Source organism: Vreelandella janggokensis (assembly GCF_031451615.1).
Taxonomy (GTDB): Bacteria; Pseudomonadota; Gammaproteobacteria; order Pseudomonadales; family Halomonadaceae; genus Vreelandella; species Vreelandella janggokensis.
Genome location: NZ_JARWAJ010000001.1, coordinates 732,230 through 752,410 on the forward strand (window position 1 = coordinate 732,230; position 20,181 = coordinate 752,410).

The window sequence follows — 20,181 nt, forward strand, 5'->3', positions numbered from 1 at the left end:
TGTAACTTGAGAACACCGATTCCTCTTATGGCCCATAATCAAGCTTGATGGTCCGAATTCGAGTGAAAATGCGGTTCACCTAATTAATAAAGTTTTTTAAAGAAAGATTTCTGCCTGTGGTATATGACGCTGTCCTTTATCAGTAAAGAAACCACTCGTTAAGTGTGCAAGCGCACAGACACTTGCCCGCCAGTCAACGATTATGATCCTGTAAAAGTAGCATAACGCGATAGCAAGATATTCAATACGAACGCGAACCTAGGAGATATTCATGATTAAAATCACAGCTATAGCACTCACTCTGGGCATTCTAAGTGCGTTGTCAATGACAGCAACTGCACAATCCACAAATTATGGCCCAGTGCAGGGCGATCGCGAACTCTCCCTTTCAGGCACAGGTAGCACCGACCGAGATTTTAATAGTGGGACATTCGGCGTTACGGGTGACATGGGCTGGTATTTTCAAGATCACTTAGTAGCAGGGGTTAGGCAAAGTGTCAACTATACTGATATTGAAGGCGAAAACATCACCGATGACTTTTGGAACGGGTCTACTCGGGGCTACGTCAACCACCAATTTCTAGATGATCGTGCACGACCGTTCGTAGGTGCTAGCCTTGGAGCTCTTTACGGAGATGGCGTCAAAGACAGCGCCTTCGCGGGACTTGAAACTGGCATAAAGTACTACGTGTTGGCTAAAACCTATTTCCTTGCACGTGCCGAATACCAGTTCCTATTCAATAGTACGAGCGATGCCTCAGATGCATTTCAAGATGATGGTTCTTGGGCTTATACAGTAGGTCTTGGTTATAATTTTTAACCTTCTTGGAGCCTTCGCAATGACCGAGCAGAACAGCGTGATCGTCTTCTATGATGAAAGGATGCTGGCTCATGAACCGGATATTGAGGTGCCCTTCCTCCCGGGGCGAATGGACAAGCGAATCCGCTTACTTCTGTCTGGGATAGGGGTGCCTTGGACGTATCCTGAACATCCTGCCCGACTCACCGCCATAAAGCACTTGCTGGAACTCGAACCGGTTCCCGGAGTGACCTTCGAGACCGGCATGCAGGCAACTCGCGAGCAGCTAGGGCGCGTCCACACCAACTCATATCTAGACAGCATCTACCAGCTGCGCGGAGAGAATGCTTGGCTGGACGAAGATACCACGGCCGTATCACCTGGTAGTGTCGATGCAGCAGAGGTGGCCGCTGGGACGGCGATCGCCGCTGTCCAGGCGGTGGTGGAAGGTAGAGCCGAGAGTAGCTTCGCACTGGTAAGGCCCCCCGGCCACCATGCTGAACCGGTTCGCGCCCGAGGCTTTTGCCTGTTCAACAACGTTGCGGTTGCTGCAGCTCATGCCCAAGCGGAGCTAGGCTGCGAGCGGGTCATGATCGTCGACTGGGATGCTCATCACGGAAACGGTACCCAGGACATCTTTTTGGCCGACCCGAATGTGCTGTTATTCGACATCCATCGCGCCGCTCCCTTCTACCCCGGCACAGGGAGCCTCGAAGAGGTCGGTGTAGGCCTCGGGAATGGTACTATTGTCAATGTTCCCCTGCCTGCCGATGCTGACGACGCCGCTTATCTCAAAGCTTTCCGTGAGATATTGGTACCAGCCGCCCAGTGGTTCCGCCCCGACCTGATTCTGGTCTCGGCTGGATTCGACCCCCACACCCATGACCTCGCGTTGAATGTCTCCTATGATGGCTTTGCCGCTATGACCGGCATCCTAAAAAACCTGGCACGCCAGCAGTGCGAGGGAAGGTTGGTCTTCGTTCTGGAAGGGGGCTATAACCTTATCTCGCTGTCGCACGGCGTAAGGTCGGTGCTCCAGGTGCTGGCCGGAGACACGCCCATCGAACCCGGCCTATGCGGCCTTGCAGAGGTAGAAGAGGCGCGGGCCTTCCACCGCGGCGCCTTTGTACCTCAATCATAAGCTTGCGATGCTTTCCTCGGCGTCAGTAAGAACGATCATAAAACGACATACGCTAGATGGCTCCACCGTTGGTTTTACCACTGAACTACTAACCAGTCAGGCAAGTGGCTTGCTCGGTTGCATAGCGACCGCTTCTTTCGGTTCAGCATAAAACTCAGTCACACTGCATTTTTATGCAAGGTAACCCTGTTTTGGGCGGTGCAACAGTAGGGGTCGGAGGCCCTCGGCTGGCTGAAATACCCTAATGGAGAAGCATGCGATGGGCGTAAGACTGAAGAATGTCACCCGCGAGAATTTCGAGACCGTGATTTCGCTGGAGTTAGCTGCATCACAAAAGGGCTACGTCGCTTGCAACTTATACTCCATTGCCGAATCGAGCATCCATCCGACCTATCAGCCACGCGTTATCTATTGCGGAGAAGAAGTGGTTGGTTTCCTAATGTACGAGTCATTTCATCATGATCATCAACCTCCTGCCTATAACATCTTCCGTCTCATGGTAGACCGACGTCATCAGGGAAGAGGCATCGGGCATAGGGCCATGCAGTGTGTGCTGGAAGAGATCAGGGCACATGGCCCTTTCGAGAGAATCTTGATCTGCTACGTATCCACCAACCAGGTCGCTCGTGAATTCTACGCCAGTCTAGGCTTCCAAGAGACCGGGCTGAGCAAGGTAACTGGTGAGGCTATCGCCGAGATTCAAGGGTGACGGGAGTCGCCTCCTGCACGAGAAATAACGTACTCGAAAAGGCTACGCTAATGTTTCATGCTTGTTTTGAACGACGTCATTGCATACTGCAGCTAGAGTCCAAGCAGTAGCTACTTACGACTCTACAAAAATACGTTGCTACCAATCCTCTAATCCTGCTGCTCGCAACCGAGCTCTGAGACAATGGTTCTCCTCGATCAGGTCAGCGGCTAGGGCGGCAAGTTCGGGCGCTGCCTCAAAGTCCCGCTCCAACTGACACATCCTTCTAGCACGGGTCAGGTCATGGCTGGTAAAACGCCAGCTCGCCACATAAGGTGAACCATCAGCCAAGAGGCCGCTCTCAATATGCTCTACTACCCATCCGGTTTCCACCGAGCAAGCGCGAGCTAACTCTTCGAGCGTCAAGGTCGCCTCGTCGATCAGTTCTCCGTTAACAATATGCTGCTGCGCCATGACTAACCTCCCTTCCGTTGACGCGGATCAAAAGCGAGTTCTTGCGCCATCGTCTCATACAGTCCCCGAGCTTTGTCGGTATTGGCCGACGGTAGCACCACTTCAAGTTCTATATAAAGATCGCCAGACTCAGTTCCAGGTATACCGCGCCCTTTTAGGCGCAATCGACGACCCGTCTGTGAATCAGCAGGCACCTTAAGTTTCACTGTCCCGGACGGGATCGGGATTTCGATGCTCGCTCCCAGAGCGGCCTCCCATGGGGTGACCTTTACTGTTTGATATACATCCCGACCCTCAACCCGATAGCGCGAATCCGGCGTGAAGTGGATCTCTAAGTAAAGATCACCTGCAGGACTTCCTCCAATACCAGGGCTACCTTGCCCTGTCAGACGGATATGCTGACCCGCCCTGGTGCCTTTAGGTATTCGTACGTTGAGGATTTGGTCCTGGGAGGCCACACGGCCATGCGCGTCAACATGCGGCACTTGTAGGGTGATTTTACGCGTCGCACCTAGGAAGGCGTCCGCCAGATCAATGATAACTTTGGCATGACGATCCTCACCGCGCATTTGATAGCCGCGCTCCGATTGCCGTGCTCGACCATCTTGACCGAAAAGATTAGCAAAGAAATCACTGAACTCGCCAAGGTCGGCCTTCTCAAAACCACGACCATTGAACTCGAAACCGGCATCCCAGTCAGGCGGTGGCTTAAAATCCTGCCCCGCCTGATACTGCTGTGACAACTGGTCATAAGCGAGACGCTTCTCCGAGTCGTACAGCACTGTCTTGGCCTCATTTATTTCTTGCATGCGCTGTTCGGCTTCAGGTTCCTTGCTAACATCGGGGTGATACTTACGCGCTAGCTTGCGGTAAGCCTTCTTGATCTCCTCAGCCGTCGCGGTTTTTGGCACCCCGAGCGCTTGATAGTAATCCTTGAATTCCACTTAGAAACAGCTCCGAGAGAGGAGTTTTTTTAAAATAATGCTGGGCATTCCCACTTTTATTATATTCATGGATAGCATCACGGAAGGTCTGTTCGTTATAGCACCCAACAGAAAATTTATCTGAATCGGTGGTCTCAAGCTCCAAGCCCAATCGGTTGAATCGTGAGTTCAGTGCCAGCCATCCAGGCCAAGCGTTGTGCGGTGATATCACCTACGTGTGGGCTGGGCATCGATGGAGCTGTCCGGCGGTTGTTCCAGATCTCTATGCCCGCCGGGTAGTTGGCTGGTCACTACCAGATCGGCCCGATGCGGAGCTTGTCGTAAAGGCACTGGATCATGCGTGTGAGCAACGAAGTAAGCCGTCTGGAGTTTTGACAAGAGCAGTTAGTATGCCAGTCGATTATTCCGTCAAAGGCTCTGGCGTTACCGCATGGAGCAAAGCATGAGTCGCGGGGGGACATTGCTGGCATAGCGCCCCGATGGAACAAGTCTTGCGAAGCTTGAAGAGCGAATGGATACCTTCGCTTGGATACCGCTCGATTCCTGATGCAAGGAAAGATATTGGCGACTATCAAATGGGCTATGCCAACCGGTAGCGCCCCCATATATTCAATGGAGGCATGCCGCCCATTGTTAAAGAACTTGCCGCACCGGAGCTTCCGTTAGCATTCCCGGCCTCTTCAAGCTGTCTTCGTTAAATACGCTACCCCTGTTTTCTGCCATCCTTGCACGCAGGTAGCGCCATAGGCGTATCATGGCCTTAGCGTACAAGGAGAATGGCAACCAATGGCTCGAAATCGCACATTACTCAGTGCTGTCGTTCTTCTGCTACCCAGGTTGTTGCACTTTGCTTGGCGAGTATTGTGCAATTTTCTGAAGAACCGCGGCATCCTGTTGGCGGGAGGGGTGGGGTACAACGTCCTGCTGTCCATCGTGCCGCTGTTTGCTTTGCTGGTTGTGTTGCTAGCGCAAGTCGTGGACGAGCAGCATCTTCTCAATGTGCTGGCCTTACAGGCACGCCATTTAACGCCTGCCAATGCTGAGGTTTTGCTGGAAGCTGTAAGAGGGATACTGGATTCTCGCGATGTGATCGGCATTTTCGGTTTTCCGATCATGCTGCTCTTCAGCTCGTTTGCTTTTCGAATGCTCGAGGATGCGCTGGCGATTATTTTCCATGCGCCAGAGACGCCACATATCAAACGCAGTGCCTGGGTGTCCGTGATGCTGCCATATGCCTTCATGCTGGTGCTCGGGGCAGGATTGATGGCGTTAACGCTGGTCGTGACCCTGGCGAGTTCGCTCAATACGATGGTGCTGGCAATCTTCGAGCGGGAGCTGCCGCTGGCTCAATTTTCAGAGCCGGTGCTTAACCTGATCAGCTTTGTCGGTGTTTTCCTGTTATTCAGTGCCATCTACAAGATACTTCCGGTTGTGCGCATCGCCTTGAGGCGCGCGGTGGTTGGCGGTTTTGTTGCAGCGCTTTTATGGGAAGGCGTACGGCTGTTGCTGGTCTACTATTTCACGCACCTTTCTTTGGTCAACGCCGTTTACGGCTCTCTGGCGACACTGGTTATTGTGCTGCTCAGCCTTGAAATTGGCGCGATCATTTTATTGCTGGGTGCCCAGGTGATTGCTGAGCTGGAACGTAATACTCGCCTAAGCCTGCCATGGTATATCGACCCTGACCACCAGCCCGTCACCCGGCTGGAATGATCTGACACCCTCTCTCATGACCCCTTGGCAGGGGATAACTTGGTGATACAGAGGCGGATCAACCGCTATTTATGTCCAGCCACTTGTGGGGGAGCCGCCTGGGCGCGCAAGATGGTCGTAATGTTCATTTCGGAGTCGTCATCTTATGCGTGTTTTCGCCAATCCCGTCGGAACGGGGAATCTCTGGTTCGACAATCTCAGCACCGCAGACGGCACCCCTGTCGGTTATGATCCCCAGGCACGGGCGTTTGTACCGATGCCTCCCTTTTGTGCCAACCGGGAAAGAATCGGTTGCAACTGGATTGCGCCAGAGGAGGGGGCGTTTTGCCGGTCCTGCGCCATGACGGCGCTGGCACCTGACCCTTCCATCCCCGATGCCATCCCCAACTGGGCGCAGACTGAAGCAGCCAAGCGCTGGGTATTGGATAATCTGGGGCGCTGGCACTGGTTCCGGCCGGAAGATCCAGGGGCACGGCCTGTGTTTCATCTGCTTGCTGAAGGCCCTACCCCTGTTCCCATGGGGCATGCGCAGGGTGTGGTGACCATCAGCGTTGCGGAGATGGACCCTGTGTTGCTCACCACGCGTAGAGAAGCGTTGGAAGAGCCTTACCGGACCATGATTGGCCATATGCGCCATGAAATTGCCCACATGCTGTGGTGGCGGTTGAGCCTGCGTGAGGATTTTCTGGATGCCTTCCGCGCCATGTTCGGCGACGAGCGGATCGATTATCCAGCCGCGTTGCGTTACCACTACGAAAATGGCCCGCCATCGGAGTGGAAACAGCATTACCTGACAAGTTACGCTTCTGCGCACCCCCACGAGGACTGGGCCGAAACGGCGGCACATTTGCTTCATCTCACCGATATTGCCGACAGTTTTGTTGCCACAGGCCTGTCGTCGCCGCAAATACCCAGCGCTGGTTGGGATCCGTATTCGGAGCCTGACGCCGGTCAGTTGATCCACATTGCCGCCTCCGTGACCGTGGGTGTCAACCACATCAATCGCTCTATGGGGTTATCGGACCTTTATCCGTTTGTACTCTCGGAGCACGCGCGCCATAAGCTGGCCTTTGTACATAACTGGTTACGGCGCGGCGCTCAGGGGCTTTAAACGCCTGAGTGGAGAAGAGGTTTAGAGCTCTCGTTGCAGCGCTTTGCCTAATGTCGAGAAATAGTCGCCAAATAGCCGATTGATTCGTTCGCGCTGCTCGCCTTCAGGGTAAAGCCCCTTTTCGGCTTCCGGCGAAGCCTTGCTGCCCTTGACCAAGAAATGGTTGGTGATCGCGGCGTCCTGTACAAAGGCTTCAAAGGCGCGGGCGCAGAGTTCTTCGGGGCGGCTGTAGTACAGCTGGCCAAGTTGTTTATCCATTCGGGCCGAGTGCCTGAATAGTTCGCTTGGCTGGTCGCCTTCCGGCTGCAGTAAAATGGCATGAAAGCAGTGCATTAACCGATCATTAAGTGGGTGGGGAACAGGCTTGGCATCCGAAAGCCAGGCCGTCGAGGCAAATTGGCCGCTGGGCGTGCCGCGAAAGCACTTGGTGACAATGTAATGATCGAATGCATGAAACCACTCATGAGCGATGCTCCCGGGGCCCGCATTTTTGGCCAGTGCAAAGCTGCGCTGGCTGGGGTCGTAGTGGGCGGAGACGCCCGGCCTTCCGCCGCTACCGTACTGCAAGGCGAGCGAGCCGCGTAGCGAAATCAATGCTTCAGGTCCCTGCAAGATCAACATTAAATCGCATAGCGCATCATGGAACAGCTCCGCTGCGCGGTCACGCTCGGAGTTTGTCACCCAGCGGCCAATTTCGATGGAGCGAAAATCGAACTGGCGACGAATTAGCGCAAAGCTACTCGCGTGCGCTTGGCGGTGGCGTGGTCCGTTGCGATAAAATTCCCGCGCACTGATACTCAAGGCATGGCTCGCTCAGGTGGGTCAATAGAACTCGTAGCCTCATGATATCGCGTTGGCATCTGGTTTGCTCGGGGTGCTCATGCCACAATCAATAAACGCCTGTATTGACCAGTAAGGAATGCAATGAAGTCGAGTATTAATGTGGGCCTTGTGGGCTACGGTTTTGCCAGCAAAACGTTTCATGCTCCACTGATTCAGGCGACCGAAGGTCTGGATCTGGTCGCTGTCTCCTCGAGCGATGCGGCAAAAGTGCGTGCCGACTTGCCCGATGTCGAGGTCGAAAGCAAAACGGTGGCGTTATGCGAGCGCAAGGATATCGACCTGATCGTGATTCCCACGCCCAATGACACCCACTTTCCGCTTGCCAAGGCGGCCCTGACGGCGGGCAAGCATGTCGTGGTCGATAAACCCTTTACCGTTACGCTCTCTGAAGCCAAGCAGCTAAAAGCATTAGCGACCGACAAGGAGCGGATGGTGTCGGTATTTCATAACCGTCGCTGGGATAGTGACTTCTTGACCGTCAAGGGGCTGCTCCAGGCGGGGACATTGGGGCGTGTGACCGGGTTTGAGTCGCACTTTGACCGTTTCCGGCCTGAAGTGCGTGATCGCTGGCGGGAAAAGGCGACGCCAGGCGGCGGTATCTGGTATGACCTGGGGCCTCACCTTCTGGATCAAGCCTGTGAACTGTTTGGCATGCCCAACGCCATTTTGCTGGAGCTGGACGCGTTGCGCGAGGGGGCCAAGGCCGATGACGACTTTCTTGCCCTGCTTGATTATGAGGGAGTTCGCGTCACCCTTGCGGCGGGCACTCTGGTGGCTGAACCCACGCCACGCTTTCGGATTCACGGTACCCAGGGAAGTTTCGTCAAGTACGGCCTGGACCCTCAGGAAGATCGCTTGAAAGCCGGTGAATTGCCTGCCTCCCAGTGGGGCGAAGATACCCAGCACGGCACCCTGACGCTGCGGGAAGGCGAGGGAGAAAGTGCCCCACTGGTACGCCAGGAATACCCCACCCAGCATGGCGATTACCTGGCGTATTACCAGGGCATTGCCAGTGCGCTTCTCGATGAAGCGCCATTGCCGGTGAGTATTGAAGATGCGCTGCGCAGCATGTCACTTCTTGAAGCCGGTCTTGATAGCCATCGCCAACGGCGCTGGATTTCGTTGAAAAATCATCTCTAAGCACGGAGCAAGACTGGGACGGCCGGCGGGTCGTCCTGTGTTAAAGCAGATTCGTCGTGCTATTGCGTTTATCTTCACGCAGTTTATCGCGGGCAATGTACAGCGCAGCGATTGCCCGTGCTTCATGAAAATCCTCACGCATTAACAAGGCGGGAAGCTCCTCCAGGGCGTGGGTCTCAACGATTAATGGCTCGGGCTCGTCGCCGGGCAGGCGCTTGGGATAAAGGTCAGTCGCCAGCAGTACCTGCATCCGGTGGCGCATATAGTTGGGTGCCAGGGAAAGCTCGGCGAGTGGCTCAAGGTGATTCGCACCGAAACCGCATTCCTCCATTAACTCCCGGTTGGCCGCGGTGACGATATCTTCACCGGGGTCAACCAGGCCTTTGGGCAGCGTCAGTACGTAATCCTCGAAGCCCGCCGCGTATTCACGGATCAACAATACGTGTTCCGGGTCGGGCATGGCGACGATCATCACCGCGCCTCTGTCGGCGCCGGTCAAGCGCTCAAACTGACGCTCCTCACCGTTTGAGAAGCGCAAGTCAAGCGCTTCAACCTGAAACAAGCGACTTTGTGCGACGGTATTGCGCGCCATGATTTGCGGTCTTTTCAGGTAGCCGGGCGAGGTATGATCGGCGGTTGAGTCGTATTGGGACATCGGGCCTCCATGGCTGGTAAACGGTAGTTAGGCTACAATAGCACGCTTATAACTTTCACGATGGGAGTGGCAATGATCGAGTGGAGTGAAATTGATACCGTGCTGTTGGACATGGACGGCACGCTGCTGGATTTGCACTTCGACAGCCATTTCTGGCTGGAACATCTGCCACGCCGCTACGTTGAACTTCACCAGTTGGACGAGGCAACCCAAGACACTCTGCGCGCCCGTATCATCGGCGAGCAGGGCACGCTCAACTGGTACAGCCTGGCCTATTGGAGCCGCGAACTTGGCGTCGATATCGTCGCCCTCAAGCGAGAAGTGCAGCACTTGATCGGTCTGCGCGGCGACGCCCTGGATTTTCTGACCTGGCTGAAGCAAGCCCATCCCCGCGTCATACTGGCAACCAACGCCGATCGGGCCAGCCTGGCTCTCAAGCTGCCGCTCACGGGGTTGGAAAACTACCTGGACGCCATCATCTCATCAGAAGACGTCGGTGCGGCAAAAGAAGAGCAGGCCTTCTGGTCAGCGCTGCAGGCGCTCGAACCGTTCGATCCCGCGCGAACATTATTTATCGACGACAACCCTCACGTGCTTGCCAGCGCCCGGACCTTTGGTATCCGCTATCTGATGGGCATCAAGCAGCCCGATAGCCAGCGGCCTGAAAAGGCGCTTGAGGAATTTGTCGCACTGGACCGATTTGCCCAACTGCTGCCGCGTGCTTGAGCAGCGAGGAGAGCGTTAATGAGCGATAGCGTTCGCTTGGATAAATGGCTGTGGGCCGCGCGGTTCTTTAAAACCCGCGCGCTGGCCAAGAAGGCCATCGAAGGTGGCAAGGTGCAATACGACGGCACCCGCGCCAAAACCAGCAAAAACGTCGAGTTGGGTGCACTGATCAAGGTGCCCCAGGGCTGGGACGTGTACGAGGTGGAAGTGACCGCGCTGTCAGATCAGCGGAAGGGCGCTCCCGAAGCCCGCAAACTGTACGCCGAAACCCAGGAAAGCGTTGAGCACCGTACCCGTGAGGCCGAGGCACGGCGATTAAACAACGAAGTCATGCAGCATCCGATCAAGCGTCCTGACAAAAAACAGCGTCGCGATATCCAGCGTTTTCAACGCGAGCAAGGGGGGTGAGCTCCCCGCTCGCTGGTTCCTTTTTATTTTCCCCAACGGTTTCCTTATGTCTGATCAAATCCAACGTTTCCTGTTTGACCAAACCAATGTGCGCGGCGAGATCGTGACGCTATCCAACGCCTACCATGAAGTGCTTGACCGTCATGCCTACCCACCTGCGGTCAACCAGTTGCTGGGCGAATTATTGGCCGCCGTTGCGCTGCTGACTGATACCGTTAAGCTGGACGGCACTCTTAGCATAGAGGTTCGTGGTCAGGGGGAGCTGTCGTTGTTAATGGCGGAATCCAACCCGGGTGGAGAGTTGCGGGCCATTGCCCGTATTGCCGACGGTGGCGCTTTGCCCAGTGAACACGCCAGCTTCCGTGATCTGGTCGGTGACGGGCAGATCGTGATTACCCTCGACCCCCGTGGGGGCAATCGCTATCAGGGGGTAGTTGCGCTTGACCACGATACCCTGAGTGGCTGTCTGGAGGCCTATTTCAGCCAGTCGGAGCAGTTGCCCACACGGCTATTGTTGGCCGCAGACGGTGAGCGGGCAGGGGGCTTGCTGCTGCAGCGCCTGCCGGACGCTTCGCAGAATCAGGACGTGGACGCCTGGGAACGCAGCGTTCATCTGGCCGATACCATCAAATCCGAAGAGCTGCTGGGTCTTGAGCAGCGTGAAGTGCTGTATCGGCTCTATCATGAGGAGACCGTGCGCGTCTTTGAGCCGAAAGCGCTGCGCTTTGGCTGTACCTGCTCTCGCGAGCGTATGAGTAGCGGATTGCTGACGCTGGGCGGTGTCGAGCTGCGGGATATCTTGCGCGAACAGGGTGAAATCAATACCCAGTGCCACTTTTGCCACACGAAATATCACTACACGGCAGCGGATATTGAAAGTTTATTGGATAACCCTGGTGCGCCGTCACCCACTATCCATTGATTTTGTAGTCATGCCGGTCAATGGCCATGTTTAAAACGCTATTGATGGGCGCTAGTCATACCAGTCACTTGGGCGAATCGGGCAAACGAGTGTTTGAAAAAATACTGCGCCGCAACACAAAATATGGTGGCAATGTTGTAGTTTAACTACAATATATTTGGTTCAAGCCCCCGTTTTCCGGGGGCTTTCTTTTTGCCATAATGCGCCGGACTTAAGCGCCCAGCCACGTGCCGGGATGAACTTTAAGGCGTCGGTGGCGCCCGGTAATCGAGAAAATCCAGGAATCGACATGACCACGACTCAAGCCGCTCATCAAGCCCACGTTAACCTCTGTAGTGCCGAATTGATCGAGCGCGCCGTGGCGCGTGGCGAAGGCCGCCTGTCGGCAAACGGTGCTCTGGTAGTGAACACGGGTATTCGTACCGGCCGTTCGCCGAAAGACCGCTTTATTGTTGATGAACCCTCTACTCGTGACAGCATTGACTGGGGCAGCGTCAATCGGCCTTTTGATGCGGACAAGTTCTCGGCGCTTTGGTCGCGGGTTGAAGATTATCTGGGCACGCGCGAGCATTTCGTTTCCGAGTTGCACGTAGGCAGCGACGACGTTCACTACCTGCCGGTGCGGGTCCAAACGGAAACCGCCTGGCAAAACCTGTTCGGACGTACCATGTTTGTGCGGCCTCAGGTGTTTAATCCTGCCGTCAAAGATGAGTGGACGATTCTCAACGCCGCGGATTTTGCCTGTGACCCCAGCCGCGACGGCACTTCCTCTGAAGGGTGTGTGATCATTAACTTCGCCGAGAAAAAGGTGCTTATTGCCGGTATGCGCTACGCCGGTGAAATGAAGAAGGCCATGTTCTCGGTGCAAAACTTCCTGCTGCCGGACGCCGATGTACTGCCCATGCATTGTTCCGCCAATGTGGGAGAAGATGGCGAAACCTGCCTGTTCTTCGGCCTTTCCGGTACCGGCAAAACCACGCTTTCAGCTGATCCGGCCCGTTACCTGATCGGTGACGACGAGCACGCCTGGGGCGACGGTGTCGTGTTCAACATGGAAGGTGGCTGCTACGCCAAGTGTATCGACCTGTCAGAAAAGAACGAGCCGGTGATCTGGAACGCCATCAAGTTTGGCACCGTGTTGGAAAACGTTGTGCTGGATGACCGTCGTGAGCCGGATTACGTCGACGATAGCCTGACCCAGAATTCGCGTGCCGCTTACCCGCTGGAACACATTGAAAAGCGCGTGTCGGAAAACCTCGCAGGGGAACCCAACGCCATTGTGTTCTTGACCTGTGACATGTCCGGCGTGCTGCCGCCGGTGTCGGTACTTTCCAAGGAAGCGGCAGCGTATCACTTTCTGTCCGGTTATACCGCCAAGGTGGGGTCGACGGAAATGGGCTCTTCTGAAGGACTGGCGGCGACGTTCTCTACTTGTTTCGGCGCCCCGTTTTTCCCGCGCCCGGCGCGCGAATACGCCGACTTGCTGATCAAACGTGTCGACAAGCAGGATGCCCAGGTTTACCTGGTGAACACAGGCTGGACGGGCGGTGCCTTTGGTGAGGGCGGTGCACGCTTTTCCATTCCAACCACTCGCGCCATTATCAGCGCTATTCAATCCGGTGTGCTGCGCGATGTGCAAACCAAGCATATTGATGGACTGAATTTGGATGTGCCCGTGGCGGTACCCGGCGTGGACTCAAGTCTGCTTGATCCACGCGATACCTGGGAAGATGGCACGGCTTATAACCGTCACCTGCAAGAGTTGGTCACCAAGTTTGTCGATAACTTCAAGAAATTTGAAGGCGTTAACCAAGCGATTGTGAATGCAGGTCCGCAGTTGACTTGATCTTGAGGCCCAGCCTGTAAGGTTTAGAACGCAAGCACCACTAAAGTGTCTGAAGGGGTAGCGCCACGGCGTTACCCCTTTTGGGTTCGCCGGTCTTTGATCGCTACAGGAGCAGACTCATGAAACGTCGTCACTTTTTAGGCCTTGCCGGTTTCACGGGACTGGCCGGGGCACTTCCCGGTGTATCGTTTGGTTTTCCAAGGCTCGATCTGGAAGCGGCGCCGGATATCGAACCACTTGAACTCAGCGAAGCGGAGTGGCGTGAACGGCTTTCCGACAAAGCTTTTGACGTACTGCGTGATCATGGCACTGAACCCGCCTTTTCAAGCCCGCTGGACGATGAATGGCGCGAGGGTGAGTACCGCTGTGCGGGCTGTGATCTATTGCTTTTTACCAGCGCCATGAAATTCGACTCCGGTACCGGCTGGCCGAGCTTCTTCGAGCATGTTGAAGGCCATTTGCTTTCGGAACTCGATTTCAAAATGGTATGGCCGCGCACTGAATACCACTGCGCCCGCTGTGGTGGTCACCAAGGTCACGTGTTTGAAGATGGCCCCGACCCTACTGGACTACGCTGGTGCAATAACGGCGTAGCGTTACGGTTTGTGGCCGCATGACGACGGTAGGCCCTAGCAGCCTGTCGGACTTAACACTGATCTACTGCGAATCCCGGTATTTTGGTCAACTTTATTCGATCGATTTCGTTAAATAGCGCGCTATTCGCCTCAATCGATCGATAAATTTGGCTCAAAATCCGTGTTTCTCGCGACGATCGGCCAAGCCCGACAGGCTGCTATAGCCTGAAGCCTTCCCCAATATGCTCGGCCAAGCTATCGATAATCGGTGATTGGGTGGATGAGGTGTGCAGCAACACGATGGAGGCTTCCGGCAATTCGGGAAAGCCTTCCTCTTTACCCAATATCTGCATCTCGGCGGTCACCAGGCTGCGCATCCAGGCAGAGACCGCCAACCCTGCCCCCACAACCGCCTGCAGCGTCGCCAAGCTTGGGCTGCTATAAGCCACGCGATAAGCCCGGCCTGAACGGTCGAGTGCATTGCAGGCATGGCGACGACAAAAGCAGGGCGCCTCAAACAGGGCAAGCGGTACCGGTGTCTGTAAATGGGTGCTATGACTTTCGGCGGCGACCCATACGGTAGGCTCTCGTCTGAGTATTGTGCCAATCTCGTCGCCTATTTCCCGGGTCATGATGATCAGGTCCAGGCTCCCTTGCGGCTGCTGGGAAAGGACTGAAGATGGCGCGCAGTGCACATCCACATCCACTAACGGCCATGCCTGGGAGAACGTCCTGAGAATGCCGGGCAGAAAGCGCATCACATAGTCATCGGGCACGCCCAGCCTGACGCGGCCTACCATATCGGGCTGGCGGAGCAGCGTCAGCGCCTCGCCCTGCAGCGATAAAATTTTCCGCGCATAGCCGAGCAGGGTGTTGCCCTCGCTGGTCAGCACTAGCTGGCGGTTCTGGCGCACAAACAGCGGGCGCTGAATCACGTCTTCCTCCAGCCGTTTAATTTGCATGCTCACGGCCGATTGCGTGCGGTTGACGGCCGCTGCGGCGCGGGTAAAGCCGCCTTGATCCACAATGGCAACAAAGGTGCGCAGCAGCTCGTGGTCGATGGTGGGTAGTGTAGCCATTGGCATCAATCTTCTTGATGTTGTTTATAAGCACTATTCGTTGGATTGATTTTAGGCACCGTTCAATACTTCTTTCAACACTTAAATCGCCCTGCTGAGCGTATGGGTGATCTAACCAGAGAGGAGAGATTGAAATGGAATGCTCGCTATCATGCCACCAAGCCGGACAGCGCCATCAGAACGACGAATCTCAGCAGATCGAACAGCACCAGCAGATCGAAGGCAAGCCTTGCAGGGTAACCTGGCGGGAAAGGCTATATCGCTGGCGACAGCTACGTCACGAGCGCAATACATTGCGTTACTTAAGTGACGACATGTTGAAAGATATCGGTATGAGTCGTGAGGCTGTTCTGCGCGAATCCCGTCGCCCGTTCTGGGATGATCGGGGATGGCGTCGCTGATGTCTCAATTCATGCCAGTCAGAGCGGGATTGTGATACCTTGTGGGCACTAAAAAGTGCTGCATGAGTTAGTTGCCATTTATGGATGTTAATCAGCGAATTATTGCCCGCTTGGCTGACGAGCTGAGCGTTCGCCCCGAACAAGTGACGGCCACGGTAGAGCTTATTGATGGTGGCGCTACCGTGCCGTTTATCGCCCGCTATCGCAAGGAAGTCACCGGCGCGCTGGACGACAGTCAATTACGCCAGTTGGATGAACGCTTACGCTATCTGCGGGAACTGGAAGAACGTCGCACTGCGATTCTGACCGCCATTGAGGAACAAGGTAAGCTGGACGCGACGTTAAAAGCAGCGATTGATACTGCGCAGACCAAGCAGCGTCTGGAAGATTTATACCTGCCCTTCAAGAAAAAGCGCCGCACCAAGGCGCAAATCGCCCGTGAGGCAGGCTTGGAGCCGCTGGCGGATGCGTTGCTTGGCGATCCATCGCTTGATCCTGAAAGCGAGGTGGACCGCTATCTGCGGCCTGCAGAGGGCGATATTCCGGCAATTGAAGACGCCAAGGCAGCACTCGATGGGGCCAAGCAGATTCTGATGGAGCGCTTTGCCGAAGACCCCGATCTGATCGGCCAGCTTCGCGAGCGGCTCTGGCAGGAAGGAGAATTAAGCGCCCGCGTGCTGGACGGTAAGCAGCAGGAGGGTGCCAAGTTCGCCGATTATTTCGAGCATGACGAAAAACTTGCCAAGGTGCCATCGCACCGTGCGCTTGCCATGTTCCGTGGTCGTAACGAGGGCGTGTTGAGCCTTGCCATTCGTCTGCCGGGCGAAGACGAAGCGCCTATTCACCCTGCCCAGGTGGCGATTGCCAAACACGTGGGCATCACCGACCAGGGCCGTGCCGCCGATAAATGGCTGGTGGAAGTTGTGCGCTGGACGTGGCGCGTCAAACTCTACACGGCGCTGGAAACCGAACTGTTGGGTCGCCTGCGCGAGACGGCGGAACAAACCGCGATTGACGTCTTTGCGGCCAACCTCAAGGACCTGTTGTTGGCCGCACCGGCGGGGCCGAAAGTCACCCTGGCGATTGACCCGGGCCTGAGAACCGGCTGCAAAGTGGCTGTCGTCGATGCCACCGGTCAGTTTGTCGATCAGGCAACGATTTACCCCCATGCACCGCAGAAACGCTGGGATGATGCGCTTGGCGTGCTCGCGAAGCTGGTCAAGCAGCACGGCGTTCAATTGATTGCCGTGGGTAACGGCACCGCCAGCCGTGAAACCGACAAGCTGGCAGGGGAGTTGCTCAAGGCGCTTGCGCCTGACCATCGGCTCAGCAAGGTCATGGTCAGCGAGGCTGGGGCCTCGGTTTACTCCGCGTCGGAATACGCTTCCAGAGAGCTCCCGGACCTGGACGTGACAGTGCGCGGCGCGGTGTCGATCGCCCGCCGTTTGCAGGACCCGCTGGCCGAGCTGGTCAAGATCGAGCCCAAGTCGATTGGGGTTGGGCAGTACCAGCACGATGTCTCGCAAATTCAGTTGTCCCGTAGCCTTGAAGCGGTCATTGAAGACTGTGTCAACGCGGTGGGCGTGGATTTGAATACCGCATCGAGTGCGCTGCTGTCCCGGGTGGCTGGGTTGAGCGCCGCCATCGCCGAGAATGTGGTTGCCCAGCGCAATGCTCAGGGGGCCTTCAAAAGCCGCCAGTCGCTTCTCGAGGTCAGCCGTCTTGGCCCCAAGACGTTTGAGCAATGCGCTGGCTTCTTGCGCATCAGTAACGCCGACAACCCGCTGGATGCCAGTGCGGTTCACCCAGAAGCCTATCCCGTGGTGGAACGCATGGCGAAGCAAAGCGGCCGGGAGGTCAGAGGTTTGATTGGCGATAGCGCCACGCTCAAATCATTAAACCCTGCCGATTTTGCCGACGAACGCTTTGGCGTGCCCACGGTAAGCGACATCCTGGCTGAGCTGGATAAACCTGGCCGCGACCCAAGGCCTGAATTCAAGGCTGCCGAGTTCCGTGAAGGCGTCGAAACCCTCAATGACCTGACGCAGGGAATGGTGCTGGAAGGCACGGTCACTAATGTGACCCATTTCGGTGCCTTTGTGGATATCGGCGTTCATCAGGACGGCCTGGTCCATATCTCGGCGCTCTCTCACCGCTTTATCGACGATCCCCGCAGCGTGGTCAAGGCGGGCGATATTGTCACGGTCAAGGTCATGAGCGTGGATATTCCGCGCAAGCGGGTAGGCCTTTCCATGCGTTTGGAAGATGAGCCGGAACGCGAACCAAGTGGGGCTCGCCCCTCCGCGGACAGTGAGCCGCGCAAGCCATCGCGCAGCCAGCGGCAGGCAAAAAAGGCTAACGAAACGCCCGCAGCGGTGGGCGCGTTGGGCGCTGCATTGCTTAAAGCCAAACAGGACAAATAGTCGCGCGTCTTGAAAGTTGAACGGCTGCCGCCATATCCTGCTGTTTATTCTCGATGGGTAGACGCTGGCAATGCCACCTGATTCCACCAAGGCCCGCGCGTGCGCGGGCTTACTGACAAGGAGTGTTCACCTTGCCTGAACCACTCACTGTGCCATCTTCACTAACGGCCACGATTGACCGCTTGCTACCCAGCGCCCGGTTGGGTCGCCTCGGTCGTCTTCGCCGCGGACTCGAAAAAGAAGGGCTGCGGGTCGATGCGCAGGGGCATATTGCGCAAACGTCGCACCCTTATGCATTGGGCTCGAAACTGACCCATCCGCATATCACCACCGACTATTCGGAGTCGTTGATCGAGTACATCACGCCGGTGTATTCAGAGCCAGGCGAAGCATTGGCGTTCCTTTCTGACCTGCATACCTTCACCTATCAGCATCTGTCGGATGAGTGGATATGGCCCGGCAGTATGCCATCGCGTCTGTCGGGTAATGACAGTGTACCGATCGCCGATTACGGCCACTCAAATGTCGGTACCATGAAACACGTATATCGCAAAGGTCTTGACGTTCGCTATGGGCGGATCATGCAGGCTATCGCCGGGGTGCATTACAACATGTCGCTGCCCGACGATATGTGGCAGGCGCTGCGTGAGCAGGAACAGGCGACCAATGTGCCCTTCAACGATTATCGCTCAACCCGCTATTTCAGCATGATCCGGCATTTTCGACGCCATAGCTGGCTGCTGTTGTATCTATTCGGCGCTTCGCCTGCCGTGGACAAGAGCTTCCTGCCCGACGGCAAGGTGCCAGACAAGCTTAAACCACTGAGCGACGATACCTACTATGCCCCTTACGCGACCACGCTGCGCATGTCGGACCTGGGTTACCAGAACAAGGTGCAGTCGCAGTTGAAAATCTGCTTCAACTCGCTTTCCAATTACGTCAATACCCTGCGGCACGCGATTTCCTCGCCCTGGCCGGACTATCAAGAAATGGGGGTAAAGGTGGGCGACGAGTGGCAACAGCTCAATGCCAATATTCTGCAGATCGAAAACGAGTACTACAGCGATATTCGCCCCAAGCGGGTCGCCAAGCATAATGAAACGCCCAGCCAGGCGCTTGAAGCCCGTGGTGTCGAGTACATCGAAGTACGCTGTCTGGATCTAAATCCCTTTGATCCACTGGGCATTGACGAAACACAAATGCGCTTTGTCGATACCTTCTTGATCTGGTGTCTGCTGAGCGAGAGCCCATGGATTTCGGACGAAGAGTGCGACAGGCTCGATGACAATCGCCGTTTTGTGGTGGAAAGAGGGCGCGACCCGGCATTGACGCTGGTGCGTGATGGTGAATCGACCACAGTGGCCGCATGGGGTGAGCAGATATTCGCCGAGATGGCAGAGGTGGCACGACTGCTGGATGCGGTTGAGGAGGGCACACCGCATGCGAAGTCATTAGAGGCGTTGGCGCCGCGCCTCAAGGATCCTTCGTTGACGCCGTCGGCGCAGTTGCTTGCGCAATTGCAAGCCGGTAATGGGTCACTCAGTGATACCTTATTAAGTCTTGCCCAAGCCCAGGCTGCTGAGTTAAAAGCCAAGCCCATGCTGCGCTCACGCGAGGCGCTCTTGGCCCAGCTGATTGATACCTCCCATCAGCAACAGCACGATATTGAAGTCGATGACAAAGTGAGCTTCGATGACTTTTTACGTGACTATTTTGCCCATGCACGGGAATCTCGCGCGCTATCTTCACTGACAGCGGAGAAGAAATGATGAAGACGCCGTCCATACGTTCAGCGGCGCTGTTGGGCGTCGTTTTTTGTATTGTCATGATGGCGGTGGCGTTGGGGCTTGAGCATATCGGTGGCTTTGAGCCCTGCCCGCTATGCGTTTTTCAGCGCGTTGCGGTGATCGCAACCGGTTTGGTGTTGCTGATAGCCGCGATACACAATCCGGCGAGCCGTGGTGGCAAGGTGGTCTACGGCGTTTTCGGCTTGCTGACCGCTGGGACAGGGGCTTTCATTGCCGGTCGCCATGTCTGGCTTCAGTCGCTGCCCGCTGATGAAGTGCCTACCTGCGGTCCAGGCCTGGATTACATGATCGATGTTCTGCCTATGCAGGAGGTGGTCGCCATGGTCCTGACAGGCTCTGGCGAGTGCGCCGATATCGACTTTAGCTTATTGGGGCTATCGCTGCCGGCGTGGACACTGATCGGTTTTGCGGTGCTGTTGCTCATACCGTTGCGTATGATTGTACTGGCACGCCAGCGTGCCATGCTCTTCAGTCAGTAGGCTTAA

20 protein-coding genes and 1 pseudogene are annotated in these 20,181 nt (G+C 55.9%); 16 read left to right on the forward strand and 5 right to left on the reverse strand.

Features of this window, described 5'->3' with window-relative positions:
- Positions 1–271: 271 nt before the first annotated feature.
- From QC816_RS03425 to QC816_RS03435, 3 genes are all read left to right on the forward strand, one after another.
- A complete protein-coding gene (locus QC816_RS03425) occupies positions 272–820 on the forward strand; it encodes a hypothetical protein (RefSeq protein WP_309780973.1) in 549 nt (182 codons plus the stop codon).
- Between the two features lie 19 nt (positions 821–839).
- The gene (locus QC816_RS03430) at positions 840–1,940 is read left to right on the forward strand and encodes a histone deacetylase family protein (protein WP_309780975.1); all 1,101 of its coding nucleotides are present in this window, start codon (positions 840–842) and stop codon (positions 1,938–1,940) included.
- A gap of 259 nt (positions 1,941–2,199) precedes the next feature.
- Positions 2,200–2,649, forward strand: coding sequence for a GNAT family N-acetyltransferase (locus tag QC816_RS03435; protein ID WP_309780978.1), 450 nt, complete (start codon positions 2,200–2,202; stop codon positions 2,647–2,649).
- Positions 2,650–2,787: 138 nt separating this feature from the next.
- Here the strand turns inward: QC816_RS03435 and QC816_RS03440 are convergent, their stop codons facing one another.
- Together QC816_RS03440 and QC816_RS03445 are read right to left on the reverse strand one after the other, a co-directional pair.
- Positions 2,788–3,102, reverse strand: coding sequence for a chaperone modulator CbpM (locus QC816_RS03440; protein WP_309780979.1), 315 nt, complete (start codon positions 3,100–3,102; stop codon positions 2,788–2,790).
- Positions 3,103–3,104: 2 nt separating this feature from the next.
- On the reverse strand, positions 3,105–4,046 hold the full coding sequence (locus tag QC816_RS03445; protein WP_309780981.1) for a DnaJ C-terminal domain-containing protein: 942 nt from the start codon (positions 4,044–4,046) through the stop codon (positions 3,105–3,107).
- A 146-nt stretch (positions 4,047–4,192) separates the two neighbouring features.
- On the opposite strand from QC816_RS03445, the pseudogene QC816_RS03450 reads away from it, so the two are divergent.
- From QC816_RS03450 to QC816_RS03460, 3 genes and pseudogenes are all read left to right on the forward strand, one after another.
- Positions 4,193–4,639 (forward strand): annotated as a pseudogene (locus QC816_RS03450) (DDE-type integrase/transposase/recombinase); the annotation flags it as partial.
- 193 nt (positions 4,640–4,832) lie between these two features.
- On the forward strand, positions 4,833–5,759 hold the full coding sequence (locus QC816_RS03455) for a YihY/virulence factor BrkB family protein (RefSeq protein WP_085917800.1): 927 nt from the start codon (positions 4,833–4,835) through the stop codon (positions 5,757–5,759).
- A 145-nt stretch (positions 5,760–5,904) separates the two neighbouring features.
- Positions 5,905–6,870, forward strand: coding sequence for a zinc-binding metallopeptidase family protein (locus QC816_RS03460; protein ID WP_085917801.1), 966 nt, complete (start codon positions 5,905–5,907; stop codon positions 6,868–6,870).
- A gap of 21 nt (positions 6,871–6,891) precedes the next feature.
- On the opposite strand, the gene QC816_RS03465 is transcribed toward QC816_RS03460, so the two are convergent.
- Positions 6,892–7,671: a CLCA_X family protein gene (locus QC816_RS03465; protein WP_199283564.1), complete on the reverse strand. Its 780-nt coding sequence runs from the start codon at positions 7,669–7,671 to the stop codon at positions 6,892–6,894.
- Positions 7,672–7,794: 123 nt separating this feature from the next.
- On the opposite strand from QC816_RS03465, the gene QC816_RS03470 reads away from it, so the two are divergent.
- A complete protein-coding gene (locus tag QC816_RS03470) occupies positions 7,795–8,853 on the forward strand; it encodes an oxidoreductase (RefSeq protein WP_264823363.1) in 1,059 nt (352 codons plus the stop codon).
- Positions 8,854–8,893: 40 nt separating this feature from the next.
- Here the strand turns inward: QC816_RS03470 and nudE are convergent, their stop codons facing one another.
- Positions 8,894–9,508 carry an ADP compounds hydrolase NudE gene (gene nudE, locus QC816_RS03475; RefSeq protein ID WP_085920462.1) on the reverse strand — a complete coding sequence of 205 codons (615 nt, stop codon included), beginning with the start codon at positions 9,506–9,508 and terminating at the stop codon, positions 8,894–8,896.
- Between the two features lie 72 nt (positions 9,509–9,580).
- On the opposite strand from nudE, the gene yrfG reads away from it, so the two are divergent.
- The 5 genes from yrfG (at position 9,581) to msrB (ending at position 14,027) form a co-directional block, all read left to right on the forward strand.
- Positions 9,581–10,234 (forward strand): GMP/IMP nucleotidase, encoded by a 654-nt coding sequence (gene yrfG, locus QC816_RS03480; RefSeq protein ID WP_085920463.1) that lies wholly within the window; start codon positions 9,581–9,583, stop codon positions 10,232–10,234.
- 18 nt (positions 10,235–10,252) lie between these two features.
- Positions 10,253–10,642 (forward strand): ribosome-associated heat shock protein Hsp15, encoded by a 390-nt coding sequence (gene hslR, locus QC816_RS03485; protein ID WP_268901550.1) that lies wholly within the window; start codon positions 10,253–10,255, stop codon positions 10,640–10,642.
- Positions 10,643–10,688: 46 nt separating this feature from the next.
- Positions 10,689–11,564, forward strand: coding sequence for an Hsp33 family molecular chaperone HslO (gene hslO, locus QC816_RS03490; RefSeq protein WP_309780987.1), 876 nt, complete (start codon positions 10,689–10,691; stop codon positions 11,562–11,564).
- Positions 11,565–11,853: 289 nt separating this feature from the next.
- Positions 11,854–13,410, forward strand: coding sequence for a phosphoenolpyruvate carboxykinase (locus QC816_RS03495; protein ID WP_264823361.1), 1,557 nt, complete (start codon positions 11,854–11,856; stop codon positions 13,408–13,410).
- A gap of 119 nt (positions 13,411–13,529) precedes the next feature.
- On the forward strand, positions 13,530–14,027 hold the full coding sequence (msrB, locus tag QC816_RS03500; protein WP_085920226.1) for a peptide-methionine (R)-S-oxide reductase MsrB: 498 nt from the start codon (positions 13,530–13,532) through the stop codon (positions 14,025–14,027).
- 176 nt (positions 14,028–14,203) lie between these two features.
- On the opposite strand, the gene QC816_RS03505 is transcribed toward msrB, so the two are convergent.
- On the reverse strand, positions 14,204–15,064 hold the full coding sequence (locus QC816_RS03505) for a LysR substrate-binding domain-containing protein (RefSeq protein ID WP_085920252.1): 861 nt from the start codon (positions 15,062–15,064) through the stop codon (positions 14,204–14,206).
- Between the two features lie 134 nt (positions 15,065–15,198).
- On the opposite strand from QC816_RS03505, the gene QC816_RS03510 reads away from it, so the two are divergent.
- The 4 genes from QC816_RS03510 to QC816_RS03525 all read left to right on the forward strand — a co-directional run bounded on the left by QC816_RS03510 (position 15,199) and on the right by QC816_RS03525 (position 20,175).
- Positions 15,199–15,465, forward strand: a complete 267-nt coding sequence (locus QC816_RS03510; protein ID WP_199283560.1) for a DUF1127 domain-containing protein — start codon at positions 15,199–15,201, stop codon at positions 15,463–15,465.
- Between the two features lie 80 nt (positions 15,466–15,545).
- Complete coding sequence (locus tag QC816_RS03515; protein WP_309780990.1) at positions 15,546–17,888, forward strand: Tex family protein; 2,343 nt, start codon at positions 15,546–15,548, stop codon at positions 17,886–17,888.
- A 131-nt stretch (positions 17,889–18,019) separates the two neighbouring features.
- Entirely contained in the window at positions 18,020–19,657 is a 1,638-nt protein-coding gene (gshA, locus tag QC816_RS03520; RefSeq protein ID WP_264823359.1) for a glutamate--cysteine ligase, read from the forward strand.
- Entirely contained in the window at positions 19,657–20,175 is a 519-nt protein-coding gene (locus QC816_RS03525) for a disulfide bond formation protein B (protein WP_085920253.1), read from the forward strand. Before gshA ends, QC816_RS03525 begins: the two co-directional genes overlap by 1 nt.
- Positions 20,176–20,181: the final 6 nt, after the last annotated feature.